We start from the raw sequence: 24,292 nt of genomic DNA on the forward strand, positions 1-24,292 counted from the left end.
TATTTCTATTTACTAAGCTGTTTGATCTGGTATAGCTGTTGTTGATTCTTCATCTTCTACTGTATCTTTTTTATCTGCAAAATGTTTGTATACGAATAATGCAGCGATTAAAAGATACCCGATTGTAATACCAAATTGTTGATTCAAACCTACAGATACTGAGTGAATAACGCCAGTATAAGTCAACGCTGCTGAAACTAATGCTGTAATGATACCCGCAATTGATTTGCTTCTAACAGAGAAGACAACTAGACAACCCCATAAGATAGAGCTTAATGGTGCTCCACTACCTAAAGCAATCAATCCTCTGTGGTAAACACCAGCATCCGTAAAGGCTTCTAAACCAACACCTGCTGCATTTGTTCCTGCTGCTGTTAAGGTATTATTTACTAATGTTAACGCCCAGTTTGCAATCCAGGGGAATAAACAGACAAAGACTGCTGCCATTTCTGCTTTTGGTGTTTCGTTTACAGCTTGAACCGCTACAACGATACCAACGTAGAAAAGAATTGGGAATACAGCACTTAATGGGATAATACCAAGTAAAATACCACCTAATCCGAATAATGAAATGATAAACATCGTGAAACCAGTTACTAATGTGTACCCAATACCAGCACCAATTGATTTCCAACCTGGATGACCGATATAAACTGTTGTTGGGAATGGGTTTCCAAAGAAACAACCAACAATTGAAGAGAATCCGTTTGCTAACATAATGTTTCTAACGTTAAAGTCATCACCAGCTGCTGCTGCAGACTCGATATTTTCTAATGTAAAGATGAAGTTTGTTACACCTAATGGAATAGCTGAAACTAAGAACAATGCTGCTGGTGGAATACCTTCAAACAATTCTTTTACTTGTAGAATTGGATAAGAAAAACCAAGTGTATCTGCTCCTGCAACGACTGCTGCAAAGTCCATTTGTCCAAATGCCCAAGCTAAGATTGTCCCTACTGCTAAAATTAAGAAACCAGTCGGAATTTTAGGGAAAATAGGTTTTTTACCAAACCAGTTGATGAAGATAATAGCTAAGACAACAAAAGCAACATAAGGTGCTTCAAATGACTGTAAAATTGGGTTCATTGCTAAAAGAAGTAAGCCTAAACCTGCTAGACATGAAAGCAATACGCTACGGGGAATAATTCTTCGTAACCAATCTCCTATAAAAGCACCTGATAATTCAATCAACGCTTCCAAGAAACACCAGCCTAAAGCAACTTTCCATGCATACTCCCAATCACCTGTTTCTCTAGCTATTGGCATAATAACTAAGAAAACAACTAAGAAAATAGAAGGTGCACTAGGACCTGAAGGTAAAGCCGTTACATCTGTACGACCTGTTTTCTTCATTAAATTTTTACCTGCGTACCAATAGAAGAAACCTGCTAAAAATAATGCTAATCCAAAACCTGGCGCAATTCTTCTATAGACAAATTCTGCTGGCATACCTACCGCAAAAATTAACAAACCTGACATAGTAAAGAAATTTGTTAAATTATTTGCTAGTAGTCCGAAATACGCACCCCAGTCACCTTTTTTCCAACCTAGTAATTCACTCATTTTGTTACCTCCTAGTATTTTTTAGTTGATCGTCCGCTTTTTATAATTTATGATGGCTTTTAGTTCTTTTCACTCGGCTTCTCAACTACATTCTTAGTATAAGTAATGAGAGCCTTTTCAACACTGGTCATTCTATACTAAAATAGCGATATATATTAGATGTTATGTACTATAAAAAAGATAGTGCTATTTTTTATTGAATGGTATACTATTTTTATAGTAAACGGTATCATTCTTATTACTATTTAAATAAAAGGAGAATACATTATGTTAACAGTTAATGATTTTTTACAATTAGCACCATTTAAAGAGTTTGAAGTTGTTTCCGGATTTAAGGGACTAGACAATAACATTACGAGTGTGAATATTATGGATAATCCGGACGCGTTAGACTGGTTTTCCCCTGGAGAAATGTTGGTTACATCCGGTTATTTTTTTAAAAACGATAAAGCCATGCAAGATACGGTTGTCAATCAATTGAAAGCCATCAATTGTCCCGCTCTTATTATTAAACCTAGGCGTTACCTTGGGGATATCCCAGAAAATATGAAGCTGCTATCTAATGAGTTAAATATTCCCATTATTGAAATGCCGTATGGAATTGCTTTTTCTAAAGTTATGATGCGTGTGATGGAGGAATTATCTGGAGAACACGATGGTATAAATAAACAGTCTTTAGATATCCACAATGAATTTTTCCAGTTGTCTTTACACGGTGGTGGAATAAAAAAAATTTCTACTGCTCTATCAAATATGATGGGGGCTTCTGTTTTCTTATGTGACCAGAATTGGCGTTTGCTTAGTCCTTCTTCACCAGAAGAACTAGCTAATGAAGAAGGCTTTCTTTCTCAACAATTTTTTGATAGTCTTCCTCCTGAATTTGAAAATGTTCAAAAACCCTTAGTACGTAATTTTTCATTTTGTGAAGAATCTGTTTGTTGTATTGTAACACCTGTTTTTTTTAATAACACCCATTTCGGTTTTATTGTTGTCTGGAAAATCAGACAGACTTTAACTGATCGTCATTTTACAGCCTTAGAAAACGGAAGCATGGCATTTGCCCTTGAACGTATTCAAATAAGGGAGCTTGAACGGACTCGAAATCGTATTCGACAAGATTTTTTTGATGAACTGTTAGCTGGTAAAATCACTTCGACTACTTCTTTGACAAACCTAGCTGACTTACATGGTATTAACTTATCCTTGTGGTACACAGCTTATGTTCTAAAAGTAGATTTTCAAAATTCTTTTTCTCTTGACTTATTAGAAGCTGCTCATCAAGAAGAAGAAAAAATGAAAACTATCCTTCAAGCTATCGTGAAAAAAACGAAAAAGAATCAAAAAATATTTTTAGTCTTCAATCGAAAAAAACAAATCATTCTTTTAGTTGGGACTTCTCCTAAGAGTGCAATCGAGGATAAATCTATTTTAAAAACAGAAATCGAAGAATTAATCGATTCAATTGAAATGAGTTTTCCTGACTGCTCTCTTTATTGTGGTATTGGCAGACTTACCAAGCAACTAATGGATATCAATCTTAGTTTCTATGAAGCACAAGAAGCCCTACGATTAACTCAAACAAAAGCAATCAAAAGAAAAGTCTATCATTTTGATGATTTCACTGTTCATCATTTTTTGAAAGATAATGTTAGTAAAAAAGAAATGCAAAAATTATTCTCTTATACACTAGGAGATCTATACGAACACGATCAAAAATTCCAAAGTGACTTAATTGAAACTCTTGAATGCTGGATTTTTAATCAACTAAATATTGCAGAAACCGCAAGGCAACTCTATATTCATCGCAACAGTTTACTTTATCGAATTGAAAAGATACAGCGTATTTTGCTTCTTGATCTCAAAGATTCAGATGAGTTATTAAAAATTCAATTGGCTCTAAAAATTTACCATATGTTGTATCAAAAAGATTACGAACAGTAGCTAAACTATTCTTAACGCTCTCTATTCTTATGAAAGAATTAAGCTCTTTAAGTGTACATATTCGCTATAAGAGTGGTAAAATACTTGTATATCATCTAAATTCTTTTTTGTTACTAAGTTGCTAAAAAGTTTTTTTCGTTTTATTTTATATAGAAGAATCGATTCATTCAGAAGGAGGTGAATATAGTTGAATATCTTACTTTTAAGTGCAGGTTTTGTTGGGCTAGTCATCGCGGGGTTGACCATTCACTATTTATTAGGTGGCTTACTAGCTGTCGGTAGTTTTGCTGGTTACTTCTTTCTAAACGGTAATGGAGAGTGGTTTCCTATTGTCATCTTTATATTAGGAATTCTGTTATTGATCTTAGAAGTGTTTATACCCAACTTTGGTGTAGCTGGAGTATTAGGTGGGCTGTTGCTTTTTGGTGGCATCTATCTTAATTATGGTGATGCTGGTCAAAGTTTGTTTGATTTAAGTATTGCCGGTATTATTTCCGTAGTCTTAGCCATTATCCTCTTAAAGAAGGGATACTCTTTTGGAAATTTCAAGAAACTGATACTAGAAGAGAATATGACTAAAGTTGGCGGGTATTCTAGTAATAAAGATTATACTGATTATTTAGGAAAAAAAGGGATTTCTACTACGACATTGAGACCTGCTGGTAAAGTAGCTTTTGATGATACGGAATTAGATGTCCTAAGTTCAGGAGAACAAATTGAACCAGATACTTCTGTTGAAGTTATTAAAGTCGAAGGTTCGAAAATAGTAGTCAGGAGAGTGTCGTAAATATGTTAGTAGAAGAGACAAGTGGTTTAATAGGTATTGCAATTGTTGCGATATTGGTCATCATCATTTTAAGTATGTTCTTCCGTTTTGTACCGGTAGGACTATGGGTAACAGCTTATTTTTCAGGGGTTAAAGTTTCAATTGGTACATTAGTTGGAATGCGTTTGAGAAGAGTTGCTCCTCAAAATATTATCCGTCCTTTAATCAAAGCGACAAAAGCTGGCTTGGATATCAATATCAATGAGTTAGAAGCTCACTACCTAGCAGGTGGCGATATTAACCAAGTTATCGATGCTTTGATTGCTGCACAACGTGCTAACATTGATTTGGTTTTCAAACAAGCTGCTGCTATCGATTTAGCCGGCCGTAATGTTTTTGAAGCGGTTCAAGTTAGTGTTAACCCTAAAGTTATTGAAACACCTGTCATTGCTGCTATGGCCATGAACGGTATTGAAGTTAAAGCCCGCGCTAAAGTAACTGTACGTGCAAACATTGAGCGTTTAGTTGGTGGTGCTGGTGAAGAAACAATCATCGCTCGTGTTGGTGAAGGTATCGTAACAACGGTTGGTAGTGCTGCAAAACATACCGACGTTTTAGAAAACCCAGATTCTATTTCAAAAATGGTTCTTAAAAAAGGCTTAGATTCTGGTACAGCATTTGAAATCCTTTCAATTGATATTGCAGATATCGACGTTGGACGTAACATCGGTGCTAGCTTACAAATGGAGCAAGCTGAAGCTGATAAAAATATCGCTCAAGCAAAAGCTGAAGAAAGACGTTCAATGGCTATTGCTCAAGAACAAGAAATGATTGCAGAAGTACAAAAAATGCGTGCTCGTGTAGTAGAAGCTGAAGCTGAAGTTCCATTAGCATTAGCTGAAGCATTAAGATCTGGTAATTTAGGCGTTATGGATTACTACAATATGAAAAATATCGCTGCAGATACTTCTATGAGAGATTCTATTTCTGGGTTAGGCGAAAGTGAACGTGATGAATAATGGAACTAGTTGGTCTGCTTAGTTTTCTAAGCTCTCTCATTCCTTTAATTATTATTATCACTGTCGTAAGATCAGTTGGCCGTGCACTTTTCAGTCAACAAAAAGGAAATAAAAATGGGATTATGTCTAAATACCAAGAGTTCATCAAAGAAGTCAATCAAGAAAGAGATCAATTAAATAATGCACCTAATAAAAAACCAGCCGTTAAGCAAGAAGCAGCACGTATCAATCAGAAAGCTGCAGATCTAGCAAAACAAAGAAACAATCCTTATTTATCTACAAAAAAAGATCAATACCAACAACCGAAAGTTAAGTCTCGTCCTTTAGCAGAACGAAATATCATCCAACCTGTTTCGAAAAGCAAACCGACGTCACGAGCCTATTCTAAACCACCTGGCGCGGCTAAGAATTTTGTGCAAACAAAAAGGGTAGATAAAAGAAAAAAACAAACTCCGTTACAAAGAACATTTGTACAGGGGATTATCTATAAAGAAATTTTAGACAAGCCTCGTTCTTTGAGGCCCTACAAATAAAACAAAGGGGTTAGGACAGCTGTCCTAACCCCTTTGTTTTATTTGTATCTTTATTTATTTATAAGTATAAAAAAATCCGGATACGTTTCTCTTTATTTCCTTTATCTAAATACAAACTAAAAAAGCTTAACTTTTTTAGTTTGAGTAGTATTTTTCAAGTGATTTAGTTAATAAAGGAAAAAGTATGGGTGCTAACAATAAATAAAAAACACCATTTCCAAAAGCATGCAACGTATCAAAAGAGAGACCTGAAAGATAATAAACCCAAAATTTTTGAATACCAAAAAAAGGAGCTTGAACGAGTGAAATAATAAATCCATAAGCATAGCCCGTAAATACCGCATAGATAGTCACTATAAAAAAAGGCAAGGTTTTAAAAATAGGTTTGATCAATAAACCTGTCATTATCACTATCAACGAGAAAGAAACAATTTGCGCAATTGTCCAAACTCCCATGCCTAAATGAATATTAGAAATTAGAATAGACAATAGTGCAACAATTAACGCATCTGCTACTCCAAGTGTCAGTGTCAAAATAATTAATATAACCGTTACAGGTTGGACATTAGGCAAAAGCTGGAATACTAAACGGCTAACGTAGCAAAGAGTCGTTAGCATCGCTAATAAGGTTAATCGTTGAACAGAAAACTGCCGGATAGAATGATTAAAAGCCATCTAAATTCCACACAATAACATCTTGATCTTCCATAATATAATCAGCCGCTCCTACAGTAGCTTCTTGCCCATTAATCGTATACAACCAATATTTCCCTTCCTTTTCATTTTGCTCATAACCTTCAATAACAGAGATAAAACCATCTTTAGCTGTTAAATCGTAATTTTCTTCCATGATTTCTAATAAATTTTGTCCTTCTTGAGCTGTTACATCTTTAGAGATCGTCGTTAGAACTTTCCCTTCTTCTTGTAATACAATCGACGCTGAAATAGTTTCAGTCATTGCGACTTCTATTTGACTTGGAACTAAGGCAGAACTCTCATTTAAAGCGGTTTGATTTCTATCTCCACATGCCGTTACTATCAGTAGCATGACTAATACTAAGCCTAATCTTATTTTATTTTTCATCTTCTTCTCCTCTATTATCGGTATTTTTTAGATATAATCCTTAAATTTTTCACTTTTTTTACAAAGTCATTCCTATCGAGTCTAAGTAGTTTTATCCTAAATGTCAATCTTATCAACGGTCAAAAAAATAAGTCGTATAAAATAGACCATTCATTCTTAGATAATTAAGGATTCTATTAAGTTAATCCTCTCCCACTAGAGTAGCACAGTATTCTATGCTAGAATGATGAATGAACTTATTTTGGAAAGAGGTTATAGAATGACACATTCTCATTTTTCAGAATTTTATAAAAAAACGAAGGTAGAAAGAATAAAAGCTTTACTAGATGCTAAAGTTATTCAAATAGAAGATGCTTTACTCCTTTTTGAAAATCCAGCATTATCCGATCAACTAGCTGATAATATGATTGAAAATCAATTAACACAATACTCTCTTCCTCTAGGAGTCGCTTTACATTTTTTAATAGATAATCAAACGTATCAAGTACCCATGGTAACCGAAGAACCCTCTGTTATCGCGGCAGCAAGTTCCGCTGCTAAAGTAATCGCACAAGCAGGTGGCTTCAAAACTCATTTAAGCGAACGCAAAATGATTGGCCAAGTTGCTCTAAAAGATGTACCAAATTTAGCCTTTGCTCTAGAAGAATTAGCCTCACACAAAGTGGCTATTCTAGAAAAAGCAAATGACGCTCATCCTTCAATTGTTAAAAGAGGTGGCGGTGCAGATAAAGTAGAATTTCGCACCATTCCTGCAACAGAGCATTCTCCGACATTTTTAGTTGTCCATGTTCACGTCAATGTCTTAGAAGCGATGGGTGCTAATATTGTTAACACGATGATGGAGGCTATTGCTTCCTTTATCGAAAACTTGACTCATGGGAAAATTTTGATGAGCATTCTGTCAAATTATGCAACTGAATGCTTAGCTACTGCTACTTGTCAGATTCCACTTTCTTTATTAAAACGTGGCGAGTATTCGGGAGAAGAAGTGAGAGATGCACTAATTGAAGCCTCTCAATTTGCTTATGCTGATCCTTATCGTGCGACTACACACAATAAAGGTATTATGAACGGCATTGACGCTACGGTTTTAGCAACTGGAAACGATTGGCGTGCTATCGAAGCTGGTGCGCATGCTTATGCTGCTAAGTCGGGACAATACCGTTCTTTATCGGTTTGGGAAAAAGCCGATAATGGCGATTTAAAAGGCTCTTTGACTCTGCCTTTACCCATTGGATTCGTCGGTGGCTCAATCGGTATCCACCCTACCGCTCAGTTCAGCCAACGCTTGTTGTCTATAAAAAGTGCTAAAGAACTTGAATCGGTCATTGTCTCAGTTGGTTTAGCTCAAAATTTTGCTGCATTGAGGGCTTTAGTAACAGAAGGTATTCAAAAAGGACATATGGGGTTGCAAGCTAGATCTTTAGCTATCAGTGCTGGAGCATCAGGTAATGAAATCGAATATGTTGCAACTGAATTAAAGAAGCAAACTCATATGAACTTAGAAACAGCAGTTTCTCTATTAAATAGTTTCAAACAGATGAATTAAAACAAAAAGAATGACTATATGAGGAGATTGCGACCCTATGGAAATATGGATTCAACACATTATGGAACAATTCGGTTATAGTGGTGTCGCATTTTTAATTATGATTGAAAATATTTTCCCACCTATTCCTTCAGAAGTTATTTTAACCTTTGGCGGATTCATGACGACGACAACTAACTTAACCATTATCGGTATGATCATTGTTTCAACTATCGGTTCTGTTGGTGGTGCACTAGTTTTATATGGCTTAGGTTCTTTTTTGGATAGTACTCGCCTAGAAAAAATTGTTGATCGATGGGGGACTATTTTACGTTTATCAAAAAAAGATTTGCATAAAGCAAATCAATGGTTTACTAAACACGGAATTGCGGCGGTCTTTTTTTGTCGTTTTATCCCATTAATTAGAAGCCTCATTTCTATACCAGCTGGAATGTCAAAAATGAAAATCAGTCTCTTTCTTTTATTTACGACTTTAGGCTCATTGATTTGGAATACCGTTTTGATTTATTTTGGTGCTCTTGTTGGGTCAAATTGGACAGTAATTGTTTATTACATGTCTATTTATTCAAAAGTAGCCTATTTCATTATCTTTTTATTATTGGCAACAGGCTTGATTTGGATTCTTCGTAGAAATAAAATAAAAAATAAGAACGTTTAGAAATGATCTTTGTTTAATAGATTAGAAATAAAAAAGAAAAGCTGTTTTAGCTTTTCTTTTTTATTTCTAATCTATTTTGTTTTCATCTGCATTCAATACATATTCATAAGCTGTTATCTTACCTTTTGTTTGTTGAATTTCAAGTTCATTTTCAATGTAGCTGATAGAATTACTTAAATCCATAGTACGCTTAGCAGTCAAACGGTCTAGTTCCTTTTTAGATTCATTTAGTAAGTGTGTTACATCTGACTCTGTCATATAGCCCATTATATATTCCTCCTAAAGTTATTTTTGATCTAACTTAACTATACTCCGCTTATCTTTAATTAACAATTAAAGACCTTCTTATGACATTTCATTTTAAAACTCATTTATTTTACTCATTTTATCGTTTATTCTTTATTTTTATTAATTTCTATTCGCTTTTATGCTATTATAGACAAAGCGAAAACTAGTTCAAATGTAGTCTTTATTCATTTTTTACATATGTTACTCGCAAATTTATTTTGATGGAAAGGTGAAAATTATGTGGTTTCTTTTTACATTAGTTGCTATTTTTTCTTGGGGAGCAGCAGATTTATTTTATAAAAAAGGCAGCAATCCTAAAGATCCATATAGCCATTTACGAATTGTGATAATGGTCGGTTCTGTTATGGGGATTCATGCTATTTATACTCTTTTGTTTACAGATATTTCTTACGATCCGATGAATATTATTCGTTACTTACCCGTTTCTAGTATGTATATTCTTTCAATGACTATTGGGTACATTGGGTTGCGTTATTTAGAACTTTCAATTTCGTCTCCTATTATGAATTCATCCGGTGCGATTGCCTCTCTATTGACCTTTATTTTCTTAGGTCAAGTCATGACTGGTATACAGTTTTTCGCTGTTGCGCTTATTTCAGTTGGGATTATTTTCTTATCTATTCTTGAAAAGAAAGCAGCAGACTTAGATAGACTGAAGCACAAAAAGAAAATTGATCGCAAGTATCAAATTGGTGCACTTGCTATTATATTGCCTATTTTATATGCTGTTATCGATGGTTTAGGAACATTTGCAGATGCTTTCATTTTAGATAAAGTGATGAGTGAAAACCAGGCTAATACTTCTTATGAGCTGACTTTTCTAATTTGTGCTATTCTAGCCGCTTTTTATCTTATTGTGATCAAAAAACAATCTTTTAACCTATTTGAAGAACGGACAAAAGGCTATGCAGCTCTATTTGAAACATTTGGACAATTTTTCTATGTCTATGCTATTGCTGGAAATGCTATCATCGTTACGCCGCTGATTTCTTCTTATAGTATTGTGTCGATTATCCTTTCACGCATTTTCTTGAAAGAAAAACTGACAAAAGCTCAATATATGGTTATCGCTGTCATTATGGTTGGAATTTTCATTCTAGGATTTGAATAAAAAAGAGGATTTTGAGAGTGTTTTACTCTTAAAATCCTCTTTTTCATTTTATTCTAAGGCTATGCTGGTAAACTTTCTGAACCATCATCTGTTACTAGCTTATTATTTTTTTGCTTTTGAAAAAAATAGAGGTAAGCAAATAATAAACTATTGAAAACAAGAATAAGACTAACTGAAATAAAGAGGCTCTGATTGTAAAGATCTTGTCCGATCCCCCCAGAGATAGCTTCTCTAAAACCATAAATAGAATAAGACATTGGTAAAAACGGATGAATAAATATGAAGAAATCATTGGTTAGGGGCATTGGGAATGTTCCTCCTGAGCCACCTAATTGTACAACTAGTAAAATCATCGCAATAAAGCGACCTACATTATCCAAGGCTACAGTCAAGAATGTGACAATTGCCATAAAGGCTACTGCAGTTATCATAGCCACTGTAAAGAATTTCCCAACAGATTGTACTTGTAATCCTAGTGCCATTAATATCCCTCCCTCAATGAGCGCCATGAATAAAGCAACGGGTAGAACAACTGACAATTTTGCTAGCCAAAGAGAAAATCCCGTTTGTCCTTTTAAAAATGGTTTTCGTATTGGATAGATGACGTTGAAAATAACTGCTCCTATATATAGAGCCATTGACATAATATAAGGAGCCAGAGCAGCTCCATAATTGGGAACATGACTAAACTCTTTATGAATCAATTCTGTTGGATTTGAAAACATATTAATCGTTTCATCAGTAGGGTCAATCGCATTTACTTTCGTTGCACCTTCTTGTAAACTAGTTGCTAATGTAATTGCTCCAATGTTAAGCGTATTTAGCCCATCTCCTAAACTAGTTGATCCATTGGCTAACTGCTTAGAACCATCAGTTATTTTTCCAGCTCCATCAGCTAGCTGGCTTGATCCATTCATCAATTTTTCTGAATTATTGTTTAATTGATTGGTTCCTTTAACTAATTCGTTAGAACCCCTATTTAATTGATTAACCCCTTGTATTAGTGAAGGTAATTTCCCAGCTACTTGATTGATACCACCGCTTAATTGAGTTGCACCAGAATTCAACACTTCAGAATACTTACCTAATTCAGTCGTTCCATTTTGTAAAGTACCAACCCCATTTGTATACGTTGTTACTCCAGCAACTAAACCGTTATTTCCTTTTAATCCATCTTGAATCGTTTTAAGACCATGATTTAACTCAGTCATTCCTTGAATAACACCTTTATTTTGACCTTCACCTGTCTGTGTCAAAGCTGTTTGAACTGACGTTAAACCACCACTTAATTCATTAATCGCTTGAACAGCTCCGGGTAAAGCTTGGTTTGAACCATTTGCTAATGTAGCTACTTGTGCTTTTAAATCAGTTAGTTGGCTTACTACTCCAGCTAATTTTTCTAGTTGTACTTGTAAATCTTTAGCTGAGGCACCGGCATTTGTCGCTTGAGTAGCGGCTGTTCTAGCAGCCGTGTTCGTTGCTCCTACTTGCTCATCAATAGTGTTAATTAACGCTTCATTTGCTTCTCCTTGTGCCTGTACTTCACTTTGCACTGCTTCTAGTAGTTCTACTTGTTGAGCTGAATCTAACGCCTTGAAAGCTGCTGTATTTCGAACAGTGTCAATTGTTTTAATTCCATCGGTCTTTACATTAGCTCCTAATACTTTTGTACTTTCTCCAACACGATATAACTGAGTCCCAGCGTTTGTTACGTTTTCTTGCATACCTTTTAGGTTTGTACCTATACTTGTTAAATCTTTAGTAATTGAATCGGTGTTAATACTACTTGCTTGACTATCTAAAGCAGCAGTCAAATTCTGAATAGCATCATTTATTACAGGTAAACTAATCAATAATGTATTTAGGTTCTTTTTATTTTCCTCTGACTGGCTTTCTTTAAGTAAAGTTGATAATTGATTTAGTCCTACTAATAATTGATCACTACCAAATCTAACTTGATCAACTCCATCACTTAGACTAATCACACCATTCTGAAGCTCATCGCTATTAGCAGTCAATTGACTTGCTCCTAAATGCAATCTATTGACACCAGCTGTGTAAGGTATTAATCCACTTTTCAATTCGTTAGCTCCAGCATTTAATTGAGTCACTCCGTCTTTTAGTGGGCTGACATTTGAGGCTAACTGTCCAATACCTTTAGTCAATTTCATTGCACCTGAATCTAGTTGAGCTACTCCGTTTGTGTATTCCTTCAACCCAACACTTAGCGTTTCTGCACCTTCATTGAAGGTTAATGTACTGTCAGCTAATTTAGTTAGATTTTTTGTTATCTCTTTATTTCCGTCTGTTACTTTTACTGTACCTTCTTCTAATTTTTTTGAACCCTCAGCAGCAGCAGTAAATCCATTGCCTACTTCACCTATTTGGTCAAATAGCGCTTCAGTATAAGCTTTTGTAATAGTTTCAGAAATATTTTTTTCAACTTCTTTTGCAGCTGATTTACTAATCACCTCACCAATAAAATTTAGTGACCCATTTGTTTTATACGTTAATTTCATTTTTTTAGGATGAGTATCCATTAATGTTGCTGCATCTTTTGAGAAGCTTCTTGGAATAGTCATTACCATGTAATACTTTCGATCAGTCAATCCTTGTGCTGCTTCGCTTGGAGCAGCAAAATTCCAATCCAAAGAATCATTGTTTTTTAAATTTTCTACTAATTCAGATCCAACAGCCAATTGTTTACCTTCGTACTCAACTTCTTGGTCTTCATTAACTACTGCAACCGATAACTCGTCTGTGTTACCATATGGGTCCCAGTTAGACTTTAAGAAAAAACCTGCATATAATATTGGAATAAATAAAATAACGATACAGGAAAGAAGCAACATTTTGTTAGAATATAGTTCTTTCCATTCTTTTTTCAACATGTTCATTGATTCTTTTCCACGCCTTTCCTAGCTTAAAATTGATTCATTTTTTCATTCCAATTGAGAACAGGAATATCTTGATGTTTCAACGACTTTTGAATTAACTCTGCAACAGTCTGTTTGCTTAGATAGTCTTTGTAGTGATTATCTGCTTGTTCAAAGACTTCCATCAAAATAACTTCACCATGATTAGCAGTTGGTCCTAAATCCGAAAAAACTTGATTGATCATTCCTGTATTTGGATAAGTAACAATTGGTCCTTCTAACGCTTCTACTACTTCTAATAAGTGAATGTTTTCTGGATCTCTTGCCAAAGAAAAGCCACCATTGCTTCCAGAAACAGAAGTGACTAAACCATTTACAACTAGCTTTCTCATAATTTTTTTGATATAGGAAGGAGAAGCTCCCTTTAATCTTCGATTAATAATATGTGAAGCAATTGGAAATTTCTTATCTTGAGTTGCTAGTAACGTCATAATACAAATAGCTTGTTCCAATCCTTTTGTTAAATTCATTATCTCGCCTCTTTTCATATTAAGTTAACGATATTCGATATCCATTATGGACTTATTATATCCATGAACAAATTTACTCTTCTTTATAAAAAAAAGCAATAGAAACTTTTTATTTAAAGTAATGGAGTCTGTTTTTTATTTAACAAAATAAAAAATAAAGGTTGAGACTCAACTGGTCTCAACCTCTTCTTCATTCTATTCAGTTAAGGAATTCATAAAAAACTCTGTTAAAAATCATTCATAAGCTGATAAAACTAGTTTTTTATTGCAAGCCATTTTTGATAAAAGATAGAATACACTCAACGGATTTGTCCACATCTTGAACAGGTAAAATTAAATCTGTTTCTAGTGGTGCCTCAAACTCATTTGTTTCTCGAGCAAATGCTAATCTTTGTTGAATACTTTCTAGACTATCGCCTCTTTTTTCCATTCTTTCTTGAACGTCATCTTCAGAAACACGCAAGTAAATAATTTTTGTATAAAAGGGATTAACTTCTTTTAATGCTGCTGCACCATTTTTATCTAAAACAACGCTCACAACATCATGAAAATCTAGCCCTTTTTCTACTGTATCTATTGTTAAACCATAAAGATAATGATTGTATAAAGAGTTTTCGATAAATGCAATATTCGACATTTCAGACATTTCTCTAAAATAATAATCTACTCCCTCTACTTCTCCTTCTCTTTTAGGTCTAGTTGTTGTTGTGACTAATTTTGGAATACCGGTCTTCTCCAATGCATTAGCTAAAGTTGTTTTCCCACTCCCACTAACTCCAACTAATACTAAGATGACTTTATTCTGTTCAATGCCCATAGCTATTCCTCCGTTTTAAAAAAACACGTTATCTCATTGCGATTCGTTTCCTTACTCTTTGTGCTCACTTTTATCGTAACGAAGCAGTAATTTTCTAGCCGCTCTTACTTCATCGATTCGTCTAACAGATGTCGTGTGTGGAGCTTCTAAGACAACCACAGTGTGGACCGCCATATGACATAGATAAGCCTAATGGCTGAGTATATCCTACAACAATATCTGCTCCCAAGTTACCAGATGCTTCTAGTAAAGTTAACGCTAAAGGATTTGCTGAAACAATAAACAGCGCGTGATTCAACTCAGCAAGAGCTTTTACTTCCGTCAAATCCTCTATTGAACCGAAAAAATTAGGGTATTGAATAATAACAGCGGCCGTTTCTTGATCAATCAATTTTTTTAATTCTGTTAAATCTGTAGTATCTCCTGCTAGTTTCACTTCTGTTATATGATAATTAAATCCTGTTGAGACTATTTTTAATACCTCTCGTCCTTGCGGGTGTACACCTTTCGAGACAATAACGTTCTTTCTTTTTGTACTTCTAACTGCTAACGTAGCGGCTTCTCCCAGTACCGTAAAGCCATCATAAAGCGAAGAATTAGCTGCATCCATTCCTGTCAATTCACAAATCATCGTTTAAAATTCGAATAGTGCTTGTAATTCGCCTTGACTTTCTTCTGCTTGATAAGGGGTATAAGCCGTATAAAATTCTGAACGAGAAAGAACATGATTTACTGTACTTGGAATATAATGATCATAAGTCCCCGCTCCTAAAAAAAATACATACTCTTTACTATCTTTATTTTTATTTGCCATCTGTCTCATTTTTTTCTCTAAGGCAAATTCATGTAAAGCGGTTGGAATAGGCAATGGTTCTTTTAACTGAAGATGATCAGGAATATCAGCAAACAATTCAGATAGCGAAGAAACTGCTAGGGTTGCTAGCATTTATTCACGATCTTTTGCTGTATCTGGAAGATAGCTGAAATGATTTCCCACTTTTACTCCTCCTCGTTGTCTTCTTCTTCATCTTCTAATTTTTCAACTAATTGTGTATATTCTTCTTGTGTCAATAAGTCTGCTAATTCACTAGGATCGCTCAACTGGACTTCTGTCATCCATCCTTCATTTAGAGGTCCTTCGTTAACAAGCTCAGGTGCGTCTTCTAGTTCTTCATTAACTGAAAGAATTTTCCCAGAAATGGGTGCAAAAATAACGGATGCAGACTTGGTTGACTCGACCGTACCTATTTCATCTCCTGGACTAACGTGACTGGCTGTTTCAGGAAGTTCAACATAAACAACATCACCTAAAGCTTTTGCAGCATAATCCGTTATTCCTATTCGAACTTTCTCATCTCCTATTGGCATAACCCATTCGTGCTCTTCTGTGTAATAGCGTTCCATTTCTTTTTCATTCATTTAAATCGCTCCCTATCCGCTTTATCTATTCATTTTATTTTTCGTTTATAAAAAGGCGTATCTACTAGAATAGCATCAACTAACTTCGTACGAATCTCTATTTTAAGCTCTGAGCCTATAGCGCTGTTTTCTGTATTTATGAATGCCAAACCAATACTTTTATTCAATGTGGGCGATTTCGTACCTGAAGTGACTAGCCACCAAAATCTATCAGTTTAATTTTATTTTTTTGATACTAATTAAAAAGAGGGGTTCGTTTCAATTTTATTTTCGAGATCATTTTATTCCTCCTCTTAAGTGTAATCTTTTTTTAATCTCCTCGTGGAGCAAGTGAGCTTATGGTACTTTCAGATGATGGAGCAACGGATTCTTCAAGAGAAGACACAGGTGTTTCATCTATTTCTGGTACTTCTTTAGCAGTTAATAAATAAATACCATAGGCTATCACGGTTACACCAACTACACTAGAAAGTACACGTGTAGCTTTGCCTACATCTTTCATATCTACCATTTAATCACTCCTTTTTATCAGTGTACTCTTTTTCTTCATTTCTATCATCCATTTGTCATTTTTTCTGCTATTTTTTCACTTTTAGTTCGCTGATTTCTTTTAAAAAAGACTTTTTTTAAATCAATTTCAGATACTAATACACCTACTAAGATTAATGCTGCTCCAATTGCCATTTGTACTGTTATTAGTTCTTGTAAAAGGATAATTGAAAATAGCATTCCCCATAGTGACTCCATCGATAAAATGACAGCTGTTTCAGTATCAGTAGTAAATCGTTGAGCTGCTGTTTGAAGCATAAAACCAAACAATGTACAAAAAAACCCTAGATAGGCTACTGAAAGAGTACCCGTTAAAGTAAATTCTGGCAACGGATCTCCTCTAAAGAGCATGACACCTATAGCACACAATGCGGCTACACCCATTTGAACAATCATAATCGAAAAAATATTTTCTGTTCGAACAAAACGACTAGTCAAAATAATTTGAAAAGAGAAAAAAACTGCTCCAATCAATGTTAAAAAGTCTCCTAAGTTAAAGCCACTAAATCCTTCTAAAGAAAGCAGACCGATTCCTATAATCGATAAAAATGCACCTAAATAAGCTCTTAATGCAATATTATTTTTATATAGAACAAGTCCAATAAAAGGAACTATAACTACATTGACAGCTGTTAAAAAAGCATTTTTAGAAGGGGTTGTGTAATTTAATCCTACCGTTTGAAATAAAAAAGCTAAGTATAAAATTACTCCTAAAATACTTCCCCTTTTTAAAGCTTTTTTTGTTATATTTTTTATTTTATTTGAAAATAGTATTAGAATAAAAATAAATGCTATTAAAAAACGACCCGCCATCAATTGATAAGGATTCAAAACACCTAACGCTATATCGCTGACGACATATCCCGTTCCCCATATAACTGTAACGAGTAAAAGTCCTAATCGTCCAAAATTTTGTCTCATCTTTCCACTCCTTTACTTAAAACTCAAGTCTTAGTTTAACATGGTGTGTGAAAGAAAACTTACTATCTTTTATAAATATATAATAAACTTAGTCACCTAATGAAAAACAGCACTTATATTCATATCGTTATCAACTATCTTTTTTTATTGGTATACTATTTTTAATCACATTTTATTTACGGAGGTGCTTTTATGTTTACTATTTTTGGTAAAATTATGCTTACTATTGGATTGATTCTTGTTATTTTTGGCTATTTTGGCCCCGTTAAATCAGGCGATCCTATTTTTGGTTCTATTTTTATTTTAGTTGGTTTAGCTATTCTAGCGTTAGCTTTTGTTATTGGAAAAGATAATCGTCGTTAGATAGAGAAAAAACTCATTTAATTTAAATAAAAAAAACAGAGAAATAAATTCTCTGTTTTTTTATTTAAATTAATCTTTTTCTTTGAGGATAACTTCAATCGTTCTATTCATCTTATAATTTAATTTTTCATCTGCTAATAGCATCATAGAGATAACATCCATCAGATAAACAATAGCAAATTGAGAATTTACAAACCGTTGGTCGTCAACAAAAGAACTATTGTAGACAGTTAGGCTGATATCACTCACTTGTGTAATAGCACTATTTGATAAGCTCGTAATAGATACAATTGTTCCATGATTTTTTTTAGACATACGCAATGCATTTACGACCTCTTTTGTATGTCCAGAAGTTGAAATACCTATGACTAAATCTTTTTTTGTCGCTACAGAACTATTGATTAGCATCATGTGTGAGTCTGTTATACTTGTTACATTTAACCCCATTCTTAAGAGACGTTGTGTTATTTCAATCGCAGTTAATCCAGAACTCCCTACTCCATATACGAAAATACGTTGTGCCGATTTTATCAAACTAACGACTTCTTCAATTTTCTCTCTATCCATACTCTTAATCGTATTTTTGATTACTTTATCATAAAAGGAATAAACATTATCAAATATATTTAAACCTTGACTCTTACTTTCCTCTTGATAAATTGAGCTAATTTTTATCTTCATGTCAACAAAATTTTCACAATTAATTTTTTTACAAAATCGAGTTATTGTTGAGGTTGATGTTTCTGTTATTTTAGCTAATTCTGTTATATTTATATTCTTTATTTCGTTGCCTTTTTGTAATAGATACGTTGCTATATTTTTTTCTTTTAAAGAAAAAGAAACAAATTGTTTTTGTATTTCTTCTAAAATATCCATTTAACTCACCACTAATCAGCTATTTTTATTTTTGAAATGGTACAACGCTCCTAACAAACCAGCATCATTGCCTTTTTGTGCAAATTTAATAGTCGTTTTATTAAACATTGGATCGATAATTGTTTCAGCTACAGCTTGATCAATTTTCTCTTTCAGCATCTCTTTTTGGCCCATAATACCGCCGCCTAAAATGAGGGTTTCTGGATTAAACAAATACAAAAGATTCGTTATTCCAAGAGCAAGCGTCTTGACCATATTATCAATTTCCTCTATACAGACTATATCACCTTTTTTAGCTAATTCAAACACTTTATATCCGGTTAAGCCTTGTGCTTCTTCTTTATTTTTCCGCTCAGCCACCCGCTTAATTAAACTTGAAGTTGAAGCTAAGTCTTGGAAATTTTCTCCAAGAATAGTCATGTACCCAATTTCTCCCGCAGTATGAGAGTAGCCATGAACAAGTCGATCCTCTAACATAATTGCTCCTCCAACACCTGTTCCAACAGTTAAGCAAATTAGTGAGGAAGAATTCCTTCCTGCTCCTAGCCAGTATTCTCCTAGACAAGCACAATTAACATCGTTTTCTACTTCACAAGGAATAGCAAATTTTTCTTCTAAGATTGCTTTAATAGGTGTACCTGTATAATTGGGTATGGTATAACCTGAATAAATAACTTTTCCTAATGTCGCGTCTACTACACCTGCGCTAGAGATACAAATTCCAGCAATTGTTTCTCTTTCCAATGTATCCGATACTATTTTGACCACATTGTCCATTATTTCAGTACCTTCACTTGTTTGTTGAACAAGTGCTGATTTTACTGCTATGTCACTTTCTCCTAGCTCATTATACACACTATATTTTATCGCTGTACCACCTATATCAATACATAAGTACTTTTTCATTCAATCACCCCTTAATCGATCATTTTATGCTGATACATTAACTTTAAACACAACTTTTCTAATATTTTTTGATTCATTTACACTTATTCCTGTTTTATGGGCATCCTCTGGATAAAGAATAAGGATAGCATTTTTCTCCATATTCACTGAAAAATTTGGTTCACCTTCTACAGGCAAAAAGTCCTCGTCCGCTTTATATTGTCCTTGTTCCATTTTATCTATCTGCTGGCAATCAACTCTTTCTTGCCCTTGTATAATCGTTTGAATATCAATAAACTGCTGATGTGCTTCCCACGGTCTTTCGGCTGGTGAAGACGTTTTGAAACTTAAAACGTTATAGGAAATTTCTTCTGTTAATTTATGTTGCCCATCTTTTAACAACGTTAACTGATTGTTTTCAATAAAATCTAGACATAGTGCAATACCTTCATTTAATTTCTCGTAATGATGCTTTTCTTTTAAATTAAAATACAACATTTTATTCATCCTCCTTTAGTAAAAAAACCTTCTTTATATCCAATAAAGAATAAAGAAGGCTCACTTACTTTTATATTTAGTTTATTTTAAAATTACAGATTTCTCTGTATTTGTATCAATAATTCTATTGCCATTTTCAGCAAATGAATCTAATGCTTCTTGTGGTGTTTTCTCATCTGTAAAGACGGCTTGTAGCTCAGGGAAGAAAGCATTTCTTAACTCTGCATAGCCGGGAGTATTATTTGAGAAATTAAAGATATACTCACTATTTTTATTGTAAGCTTCTAGATAGGGTAACTCACTACTTGCTTCTTTGGATACAGATTCTCTAACAGGTAAGCTGTTTTTTGAAGCTTTTACTAATTCTTTATCTGTTGAGAAGTATTTAACAAAATCTTTTGATGCTTCAACTTCTGCTTCTGTTCCAGTATTAAAGACAGCTCCACCAGCTACGTAAGTAAATGATGTCGGATTCTTTTCTCCAGGAATATTAGCTAAGCGTAAGTCAAATTTATTCACAATACCATTTTCCATATCATTTAAGATACCATTGAATAAAACACTATTTGTAAAACTAACTGCTACCTGTTGGTTTTGGAACATAGCATTAACATCATTACTTGATAAGGTCTCTGCTCCAGCTGTCGTTAATTCTTTGTCATTTAAATTTTTGATGTATTCTAGTGCTTTCACACCATTTTCTTCATTAACAACAATTTGGCCATCTTTATCATAAATTTTGTTTCCAAACATTGTTAAATATGACAAGTTCCATGTATCTCCTTGGTTATTTTTTGCGAATAAGCCCATTGGAGAAACATCTGGTAATTTTTCTTTCAATGTTTCTAAAATCATTTCATATTCTTCAGGTGTCCAAGTAGCGATTTCATACTCTCCTGAAATGTACTCATCTAAGCCAGCTTTTTCAAACATTTCAGCATTGTATGCTAATGTTCCTGGGTTATGGCTGAAAGGATAGAAGTACGTTTCGTCATTAATTTGTACGTTGTCCCAGATTGTTTCTGGAATATCTTTTTTAGATTCGTCGTCAATTATATCATCCATTGGTGCTAAAATTCCAGCATGTGCGTACTCTGTTAAAGCGAATGCTGAGTCAAAGAACATATCTGGTAATGTTTTTGTTTGCATTGCGACACTTAACTTATCCGCACGCTCTTCACCAGGAATGACTTGAACATCAATTTCTACGTTAGGATTTTCTTTTGTATAGTCTTCAGCAGCTTTTTTGAAGAAGCTATCGTAATCGGCTCCATCTTCAGATGCATCTTGAACACCTTTCCATTGTGGTGTTAACCATAGTTCTAATTGAACTTTTTCATCAGTTGATCCCGATCCTGCTGCTTCATCTTTTGTATCATCCCCACATCCACTAACTAAAAGACCAATACTTAGGATAGCTGCTGCGAAACTATAGAATTTTTTATTAAATGTCATTATTATTCCTCCAATTTTTTATTCTTTTACAGCTCCTGCTGTCATTCCTTTGGTAAAGTACTTTTGGAACAAAATGAACACGATAATCATAGGTAAAGCAGCTAATGCAGCTCCTGCGACTTTTAGTCCAATATTTGGATTAATTGCTTGTTGTAAGCTTGCCACTCCTGTTGTTAGCGTATTCATTTCTTTACTACGTGCCATTAACAATTGCCATAAATAATCATTCCAGACTGTTACAAAGTTTAAAATGAATAGGGCTCCTATACCTGGTTTGGCTATTGGCAACATTAATTTTGAAAAAATCATCCATTCACTTGCACCATCTAGCTTCGCTGACTCTCTTAACGAATCTGGGATAGCTTTAAAAAATGAATACAACATAAAGGTTCCAAAACCTGTAGCTAAGTTGGGAACAATCATTGCCTGATAAGTATCTATCCAATTAAAGGCAACAATAATTTTGAATAAAGGAACAATAAATGTTTCTTTAGGAATCATGATGGAAGCAATCAGTAACATAAAGAATATTTTTTTGCCTTTAAAATGTAGTTTTGCAAACGCATATGCTGCAGATGCGGATAAAATAACACTTAAAGCAGTTGTCGTAAAGGAAACAAAGAAACTGTTAAACATCCATCTTACTGCTGGTTGTCCGTCAAATAACTCCTTAAAGTTTCCCCAATATAGTTTTGCGGGTAAGATACTTGGTGGCATTTGATAGATTTCTGAAGATGTTTTAAATGAATTAGTTACCAACCAATACAATGGGAGCAAACTTATTATCGCAAAGGTCAATACGATAGTATTAGAAATAAGATCAAATTTTTCCATTTTTTTGATTCTTTTTAGTAGTTTCAATTAACTCCTCTCCTTTTCTTAATCTTTATTTCCAAATGTTTTAAACTGAGGTATAGCAAGTAACAAGGCTATCATAAACATCATGACACCTATTGCTGCAGCGACTCCTGTATTGTTGTAGATAAATGCATTCTGGTAAAGATAGTACATCATTGTAACAGAGGCATTGTTTGGTCCTCCCCCTGTTAACAATTGGATAACTACAAAGATTTTTAGTACGGCAATAATGTTAATAATAACTAAATACAAGGTTGTTGGTTTTACTAGCGGAATTAAAATGTGTCTAATTCGTTGCCAACGTGTTGCTCCATCTAGTTCTGCTGCCTCAAAATAGTCTTCCGGTATTCCAATCATCGAAGCTACGTATAGAATAATCGATTGTCCTACATTTCCAACAAAGGTTACAAAGATAATAACAGGCATTACCCAAGTTGTACTTCCCAATAAGTTTATATTTTCTAGACCAGCATTCCCCATTAAATAATTAATTAAACCATTAGCAGGATTGAGTAAGAAATTCCAAATAATACTCATTACGACCATAGACACCATCACGGGTAGATAGTAACTTCCTCTAATAAATGAAACATATTTTGACGTTTTATCATAGACGGCTGTGGCCACGAAGAGACTGAACATAATCGTGAAGAACACTATCGCTGCAACAAAGATTAGTGTATTAAAAATTGATTTAATAAAGACAGGATCAGCAAATAGTGTTTTATAATTTTCTAATCCAACAAAAACTTCACTCGAATAACTGAACTCGAATAAACTCATTCTAAATCCTTCAAAGACTGGATAGGCGATAAACACTAAAAATAGAATAATCTGTGGTCCTGCAAATAAATAGCCGGAATAAGGATTTTCAATGCCTCTAAATTTCTTTTTCTTTTTTGTTTTTTGAGTATCCATTGCAATAGCTGAATTTGTTGTATTTAGTTCGTTAGATTGGGTTTCATTCTTTTTTTGCATGATGACCTCCTCCCTTATTTATCTTTTTTCAGTGACTAATGTTGCTGCATGAACAAAACGTTCTGCAATTTCTTGTGGACGAGTGATCGCTCCACCGACTACAACTGAAGTACAGCCTAGTTCTAAAACACGTTTAGCTTTTTCTGGAAGATTAATTTTCCCTTCAGCAATAACCGGTAACGTTGCAACTTCTAAAACTTGTTTTAAGTAGTCAAAATCATTGTCACTAATATCAAGGCCTTTTGTATCAGTTGTATAGCCGTATAGAGTAGTACCAATGATATCAAAACCACTTTTATTTGCAGCTTTTACATCTTCTAAACAAGAGGTATCTGCCATTAATAATGTATCAGGGTATTCTTGTTTTATTTGTTTGATTATATCAACAAGAGCCATATTGTCTGGTCTAGTTCTAAGAGTTGCATCAATTGCAACAACTTCAACATTTGTCGCACAAACAGCTCTTATCTCTTTCAACGTTGGTGTAATAAACACCTCTGAATGATTGTACTCTTTTTTTATTATTCCAATAATTGGTAAGTTAACGGTGTCTTGTATCGCTTGGATGTCTACAATTGAGTTTGATCTTATCCCAATAGCTCCAGCTTCTTTTGCAGCTTTAGCCATCCTAGACATAATAAAAGAACTGTGTAAGGGTTCACCCGGTAAAGCTTGACAAGAAACGATTACGCCGTTTTTTATTTGTTCTAAGAATTGATTTCTCATAAAAAACG

At 34.1% G+C, this 24,292-nt stretch carries 25 protein-coding genes and 2 pseudogenes; 8 read left to right on the forward strand and 19 right to left on the reverse strand.

The window, feature by feature from the left end:
* Nucleotides 1–12: 12 nt before the first annotated feature.
* Nucleotides 13–1,563 carry a hypothetical protein gene (locus ACMHYH_RS07495; RefSeq protein WP_414838790.1) on the reverse strand — a complete coding sequence of 517 codons (1,551 nt, stop codon included), beginning with the start codon at nt 1,561–1,563 and terminating at the stop codon, nt 13–15.
* Nucleotides 1,564–1,830: 267 nt separating this feature from the next.
* Here ACMHYH_RS07495 and ACMHYH_RS07500 point away from each other — a divergent pair, with 267 nt between their 5' ends.
* The 4 genes from ACMHYH_RS07500 (at nt 1,831) to ACMHYH_RS07515 (ending at nt 5,822) form a co-directional block, all read left to right on the forward strand.
* Nucleotides 1,831–3,504 carry a PucR family transcriptional regulator gene (locus ACMHYH_RS07500; protein WP_414838791.1) on the forward strand — a complete coding sequence of 558 codons (1,674 nt, stop codon included), beginning with the start codon at nt 1,831–1,833 and terminating at the stop codon, nt 3,502–3,504.
* 187 nt (nt 3,505–3,691) lie between these two features.
* Nucleotides 3,692–4,291 (forward strand): NfeD family protein, encoded by a 600-nt coding sequence (locus ACMHYH_RS07505; RefSeq protein ID WP_414838792.1) that lies wholly within the window; start codon nt 3,692–3,694, stop codon nt 4,289–4,291.
* A 2-nt stretch (nt 4,292–4,293) separates the two neighbouring features.
* Entirely contained in the window at nt 4,294–5,289 is a 996-nt protein-coding gene (gene floA / locus ACMHYH_RS07510) for a flotillin-like protein FloA (protein ID WP_414838793.1), read from the forward strand.
* Complete coding sequence (locus tag ACMHYH_RS07515; RefSeq protein WP_414838794.1) at nt 5,289–5,822, forward strand: hypothetical protein; 534 nt, start codon at nt 5,289–5,291, stop codon at nt 5,820–5,822. Before floA ends, ACMHYH_RS07515 begins: the two co-directional genes overlap by 1 nt.
* 135 nt (nt 5,823–5,957) lie before the next feature.
* On the opposite strand, the gene ACMHYH_RS07520 is transcribed toward ACMHYH_RS07515, so the two are convergent.
* Both ACMHYH_RS07520 and ACMHYH_RS07525 read right to left on the reverse strand, forming a co-directional pair.
* Entirely contained in the window at nt 5,958–6,497 is a 540-nt protein-coding gene (locus ACMHYH_RS07520; RefSeq protein ID WP_414838795.1) for an ECF transporter S component, read from the reverse strand.
* Nucleotides 6,487–6,906 (reverse strand): DUF4430 domain-containing protein, encoded by a 420-nt coding sequence (locus ACMHYH_RS07525; protein ID WP_414838796.1) that lies wholly within the window; start codon nt 6,904–6,906, stop codon nt 6,487–6,489. The genes ACMHYH_RS07520 and ACMHYH_RS07525 overlap by 11 nt, the downstream gene beginning before the upstream one ends.
* A 259-nt stretch (nt 6,907–7,165) precedes the next feature.
* Here ACMHYH_RS07525 and ACMHYH_RS07530 point away from each other — a divergent pair, with 259 nt between their 5' ends.
* On the forward strand, nt 7,166–8,455 hold the full coding sequence (locus ACMHYH_RS07530) for a hydroxymethylglutaryl-CoA reductase, degradative (RefSeq protein WP_414838797.1): 1,290 nt from the start codon (nt 7,166–7,168) through the stop codon (nt 8,453–8,455).
* Between the two features lie 37 nt (nt 8,456–8,492).
* Nucleotides 8,493–9,113 (forward strand): DedA family protein, encoded by a 621-nt coding sequence (locus ACMHYH_RS07535; RefSeq protein ID WP_414838798.1) that lies wholly within the window; start codon nt 8,493–8,495, stop codon nt 9,111–9,113.
* Between the two features lie 66 nt (nt 9,114–9,179).
* Here ACMHYH_RS07535 and ACMHYH_RS07540 read toward each other — a convergent pair whose 3' ends face one another.
* The gene (locus tag ACMHYH_RS07540; RefSeq protein WP_414838799.1) at nt 9,180–9,380 is read right to left on the reverse strand and encodes a hypothetical protein; all 201 of its coding nucleotides are present in this window, start codon (nt 9,378–9,380) and stop codon (nt 9,180–9,182) included.
* Between the two features lie 259 nt (nt 9,381–9,639).
* On the opposite strand from ACMHYH_RS07540, the gene ACMHYH_RS07545 reads away from it, so the two are divergent.
* Nucleotides 9,640–10,533 (forward strand): EamA family transporter, encoded by an 894-nt coding sequence (locus tag ACMHYH_RS07545; RefSeq protein ID WP_414840367.1) that lies wholly within the window; start codon nt 9,640–9,642, stop codon nt 10,531–10,533.
* Between the two features lie 59 nt (nt 10,534–10,592).
* Here ACMHYH_RS07545 and ACMHYH_RS07550 read toward each other — a convergent pair whose 3' ends face one another.
* The 8 genes and pseudogenes from ACMHYH_RS07550 to ACMHYH_RS07585 all read right to left on the reverse strand — a co-directional run bounded on the left by ACMHYH_RS07550 (nt 10,593) and on the right by ACMHYH_RS07585 (nt 17,645).
* Complete coding sequence (locus ACMHYH_RS07550) at nt 10,593–13,430, reverse strand: YhgE/Pip family protein (RefSeq protein ID WP_414838800.1); 2,838 nt, start codon at nt 13,428–13,430, stop codon at nt 10,593–10,595.
* A gap of 26 nt (nt 13,431–13,456) precedes the next feature.
* Nucleotides 13,457–13,939 carry an Rrf2 family transcriptional regulator gene (locus ACMHYH_RS07555; protein ID WP_414838801.1) on the reverse strand — a complete coding sequence of 161 codons (483 nt, stop codon included), beginning with the start codon at nt 13,937–13,939 and terminating at the stop codon, nt 13,457–13,459.
* Nucleotides 13,940–14,201: 262 nt separating this feature from the next.
* A complete protein-coding gene (locus ACMHYH_RS07560) occupies nt 14,202–14,756 on the reverse strand; it encodes an AAA family ATPase (RefSeq protein WP_414838802.1) in 555 nt (184 codons plus the stop codon).
* A gap of 121 nt (nt 14,757–14,877) precedes the next feature.
* Nucleotides 14,878–15,702: pseudogene (gene gcvPA / locus ACMHYH_RS07565) on the reverse strand (aminomethyl-transferring glycine dehydrogenase subunit GcvPA).
* A gap of 53 nt (nt 15,703–15,755) precedes the next feature.
* Nucleotides 15,756–16,175, reverse strand: a complete 420-nt coding sequence (gcvH, locus tag ACMHYH_RS07570) for a glycine cleavage system protein GcvH (RefSeq protein ID WP_414838803.1) — start codon at nt 16,173–16,175, stop codon at nt 15,756–15,758.
* 29 nt (nt 16,176–16,204) lie between these two features.
* A pseudogene (locus ACMHYH_RS07575) lies at nt 16,205–16,357 on the reverse strand (glycine cleavage T C-terminal barrel domain-containing protein); the annotation flags it as partial.
* Nucleotides 16,358–16,485: 128 nt separating this feature from the next.
* Nucleotides 16,486–16,686: a hypothetical protein gene (locus ACMHYH_RS07580; protein WP_414838804.1), complete on the reverse strand. Its 201-nt coding sequence runs from the start codon at nt 16,684–16,686 to the stop codon at nt 16,486–16,488.
* Between the two features lie 44 nt (nt 16,687–16,730).
* Nucleotides 16,731–17,645: a DMT family transporter gene (locus ACMHYH_RS07585; protein ID WP_414838805.1), complete on the reverse strand. Its 915-nt coding sequence runs from the start codon at nt 17,643–17,645 to the stop codon at nt 16,731–16,733.
* Between the two features lie 192 nt (nt 17,646–17,837).
* On the opposite strand from ACMHYH_RS07585, the gene ACMHYH_RS07590 reads away from it, so the two are divergent.
* Nucleotides 17,838–18,008: a hypothetical protein gene (locus ACMHYH_RS07590; protein WP_414838806.1), complete on the forward strand. Its 171-nt coding sequence runs from the start codon at nt 17,838–17,840 to the stop codon at nt 18,006–18,008.
* Nucleotides 18,009–18,077: 69 nt separating this feature from the next.
* Here ACMHYH_RS07590 and ACMHYH_RS07595 read toward each other — a convergent pair whose 3' ends face one another.
* The 7 genes from ACMHYH_RS07595 to ACMHYH_RS07625 all read right to left on the reverse strand — a co-directional run bounded on the left by ACMHYH_RS07595 (nt 18,078) and on the right by ACMHYH_RS07625 (nt 24,284).
* On the reverse strand, nt 18,078–18,884 hold the full coding sequence (locus ACMHYH_RS07595) for a MurR/RpiR family transcriptional regulator (protein WP_414838807.1): 807 nt from the start codon (nt 18,882–18,884) through the stop codon (nt 18,078–18,080).
* A gap of 15 nt (nt 18,885–18,899) precedes the next feature.
* Nucleotides 18,900–19,790 (reverse strand): ROK family protein, encoded by an 891-nt coding sequence (locus ACMHYH_RS07600; protein WP_414838808.1) that lies wholly within the window; start codon nt 19,788–19,790, stop codon nt 18,900–18,902.
* A gap of 24 nt (nt 19,791–19,814) precedes the next feature.
* A complete protein-coding gene (locus ACMHYH_RS07605) occupies nt 19,815–20,267 on the reverse strand; it encodes a YhcH/YjgK/YiaL family protein (RefSeq protein ID WP_414838809.1) in 453 nt (150 codons plus the stop codon).
* A gap of 81 nt (nt 20,268–20,348) precedes the next feature.
* Nucleotides 20,349–21,722, reverse strand: coding sequence for an ABC transporter substrate-binding protein (locus ACMHYH_RS07610; protein WP_414838810.1), 1,374 nt, complete (start codon nt 21,720–21,722; stop codon nt 20,349–20,351).
* A gap of 18 nt (nt 21,723–21,740) precedes the next feature.
* Nucleotides 21,741–22,556: a carbohydrate ABC transporter permease gene (locus tag ACMHYH_RS07615; protein WP_414840368.1), complete on the reverse strand. Its 816-nt coding sequence runs from the start codon at nt 22,554–22,556 to the stop codon at nt 21,741–21,743.
* A 45-nt stretch (nt 22,557–22,601) separates the two neighbouring features.
* Nucleotides 22,602–23,498, reverse strand: coding sequence for a carbohydrate ABC transporter permease (locus ACMHYH_RS07620; protein ID WP_414840369.1), 897 nt, complete (start codon nt 23,496–23,498; stop codon nt 22,602–22,604).
* A gap of 78 nt (nt 23,499–23,576) precedes the next feature.
* Nucleotides 23,577–24,284: an N-acetylmannosamine-6-phosphate 2-epimerase gene (locus ACMHYH_RS07625; RefSeq protein WP_414838811.1), complete on the reverse strand. Its 708-nt coding sequence runs from the start codon at nt 24,282–24,284 to the stop codon at nt 23,577–23,579.
* Nucleotides 24,285–24,292 lie beyond the last annotated feature (8 nt).

This window comes from Carnobacterium sp. TMP28 (assembly GCF_047553015.1).
GTDB lineage: Bacteria > Bacillota > Bacilli > Lactobacillales > Carnobacteriaceae > Carnobacterium_A.

Bases quoted from the DNA above. Each gene is read 5' to 3' on its own strand.
- ACMHYH_RS07495 (WP_414838790.1), bottom strand. From the start codon at position 1,563: ATGAGTGAATTACTAGGTTGGAAAAAAGGTGACTGGGGTGCGTATTTC.
- ACMHYH_RS07500 (WP_414838791.1), top strand. From the start codon at position 1,831: ATGTTAACAGTTAATGATTTTTTACAATTAGCACCATTTAAAGAGTTT.
- floA (WP_414838793.1), top strand. From the start codon at position 4,294: ATGTTAGTAGAAGAGACAAGTGGTTTAATAGGTATTGCAATTGTTGCG.
- ACMHYH_RS07515 (WP_414838794.1), top strand. From the start codon at position 5,289: ATGGAACTAGTTGGTCTGCTTAGTTTTCTAAGCTCTCTCATTCCTTTA.
- ACMHYH_RS07520 (WP_414838795.1), bottom strand. From the start codon at position 6,497: ATGGCTTTTAATCATTCTATCCGGCAGTTTTCTGTTCAACGATTAACC.
- ACMHYH_RS07525 (WP_414838796.1), bottom strand. From the start codon at position 6,906: ATGAAAAATAAAATAAGATTAGGCTTAGTATTAGTCATGCTACTGATA.
- ACMHYH_RS07530 (WP_414838797.1), top strand. From the start codon at position 7,166: ATGACACATTCTCATTTTTCAGAATTTTATAAAAAAACGAAGGTAGAA.
- ACMHYH_RS07535 (WP_414838798.1), top strand. From the start codon at position 8,493: ATGGAAATATGGATTCAACACATTATGGAACAATTCGGTTATAGTGGT.
- ACMHYH_RS07540 (WP_414838799.1), bottom strand. From the start codon at position 9,380: ATGGGCTATATGACAGAGTCAGATGTAACACACTTACTAAATGAATCT.
- ACMHYH_RS07545 (WP_414840367.1), top strand. From the start codon at position 9,640: ATGTGGTTTCTTTTTACATTAGTTGCTATTTTTTCTTGGGGAGCAGCA.
- ACMHYH_RS07550 (WP_414838800.1), bottom strand. From the start codon at position 13,430: ATGAACATGTTGAAAAAAGAATGGAAAGAACTATATTCTAACAAAATG.
- ACMHYH_RS07555 (WP_414838801.1), bottom strand. From the start codon at position 13,939: ATGAATTTAACAAAAGGATTGGAACAAGCTATTTGTATTATGACGTTA.
- ACMHYH_RS07560 (WP_414838802.1), bottom strand. From the start codon at position 14,756: ATGGGCATTGAACAGAATAAAGTCATCTTAGTATTAGTTGGAGTTAGT.
- gcvH (WP_414838803.1), bottom strand. From the start codon at position 16,175: ATGAATGAAAAAGAAATGGAACGCTATTACACAGAAGAGCACGAATGG.
- ACMHYH_RS07580 (WP_414838804.1), bottom strand. From the start codon at position 16,686: ATGGTAGATATGAAAGATGTAGGCAAAGCTACACGTGTACTTTCTAGT.
- ACMHYH_RS07585 (WP_414838805.1), bottom strand. From the start codon at position 17,645: ATGAGACAAAATTTTGGACGATTAGGACTTTTACTCGTTACAGTTATA.
- ACMHYH_RS07590 (WP_414838806.1), top strand. From the start codon at position 17,838: ATGTTTACTATTTTTGGTAAAATTATGCTTACTATTGGATTGATTCTT.
- ACMHYH_RS07595 (WP_414838807.1), bottom strand. From the start codon at position 18,884: ATGGATATTTTAGAAGAAATACAAAAACAATTTGTTTCTTTTTCTTTA.
- ACMHYH_RS07600 (WP_414838808.1), bottom strand. From the start codon at position 19,790: ATGAAAAAGTACTTATGTATTGATATAGGTGGTACAGCGATAAAATAT.
- ACMHYH_RS07605 (WP_414838809.1), bottom strand. From the start codon at position 20,267: ATGTTGTATTTTAATTTAAAAGAAAAGCATCATTACGAGAAATTAAAT.
- ACMHYH_RS07610 (WP_414838810.1), bottom strand. From the start codon at position 21,722: ATGACATTTAATAAAAAATTCTATAGTTTCGCAGCAGCTATCCTAAGT.
- ACMHYH_RS07615 (WP_414840368.1), bottom strand. From the start codon at position 22,556: ATGGAAAAATTTGATCTTATTTCTAATACTATCGTATTGACCTTTGCG.
- ACMHYH_RS07620 (WP_414840369.1), bottom strand. From the start codon at position 23,498: ATGGATACTCAAAAAACAAAAAAGAAAAAGAAATTTAGAGGCATTGAA.
- ACMHYH_RS07625 (WP_414838811.1), bottom strand. From the start codon at position 24,284: ATGAGAAATCAATTCTTAGAACAAATAAAAAACGGCGTAATCGTTTCT.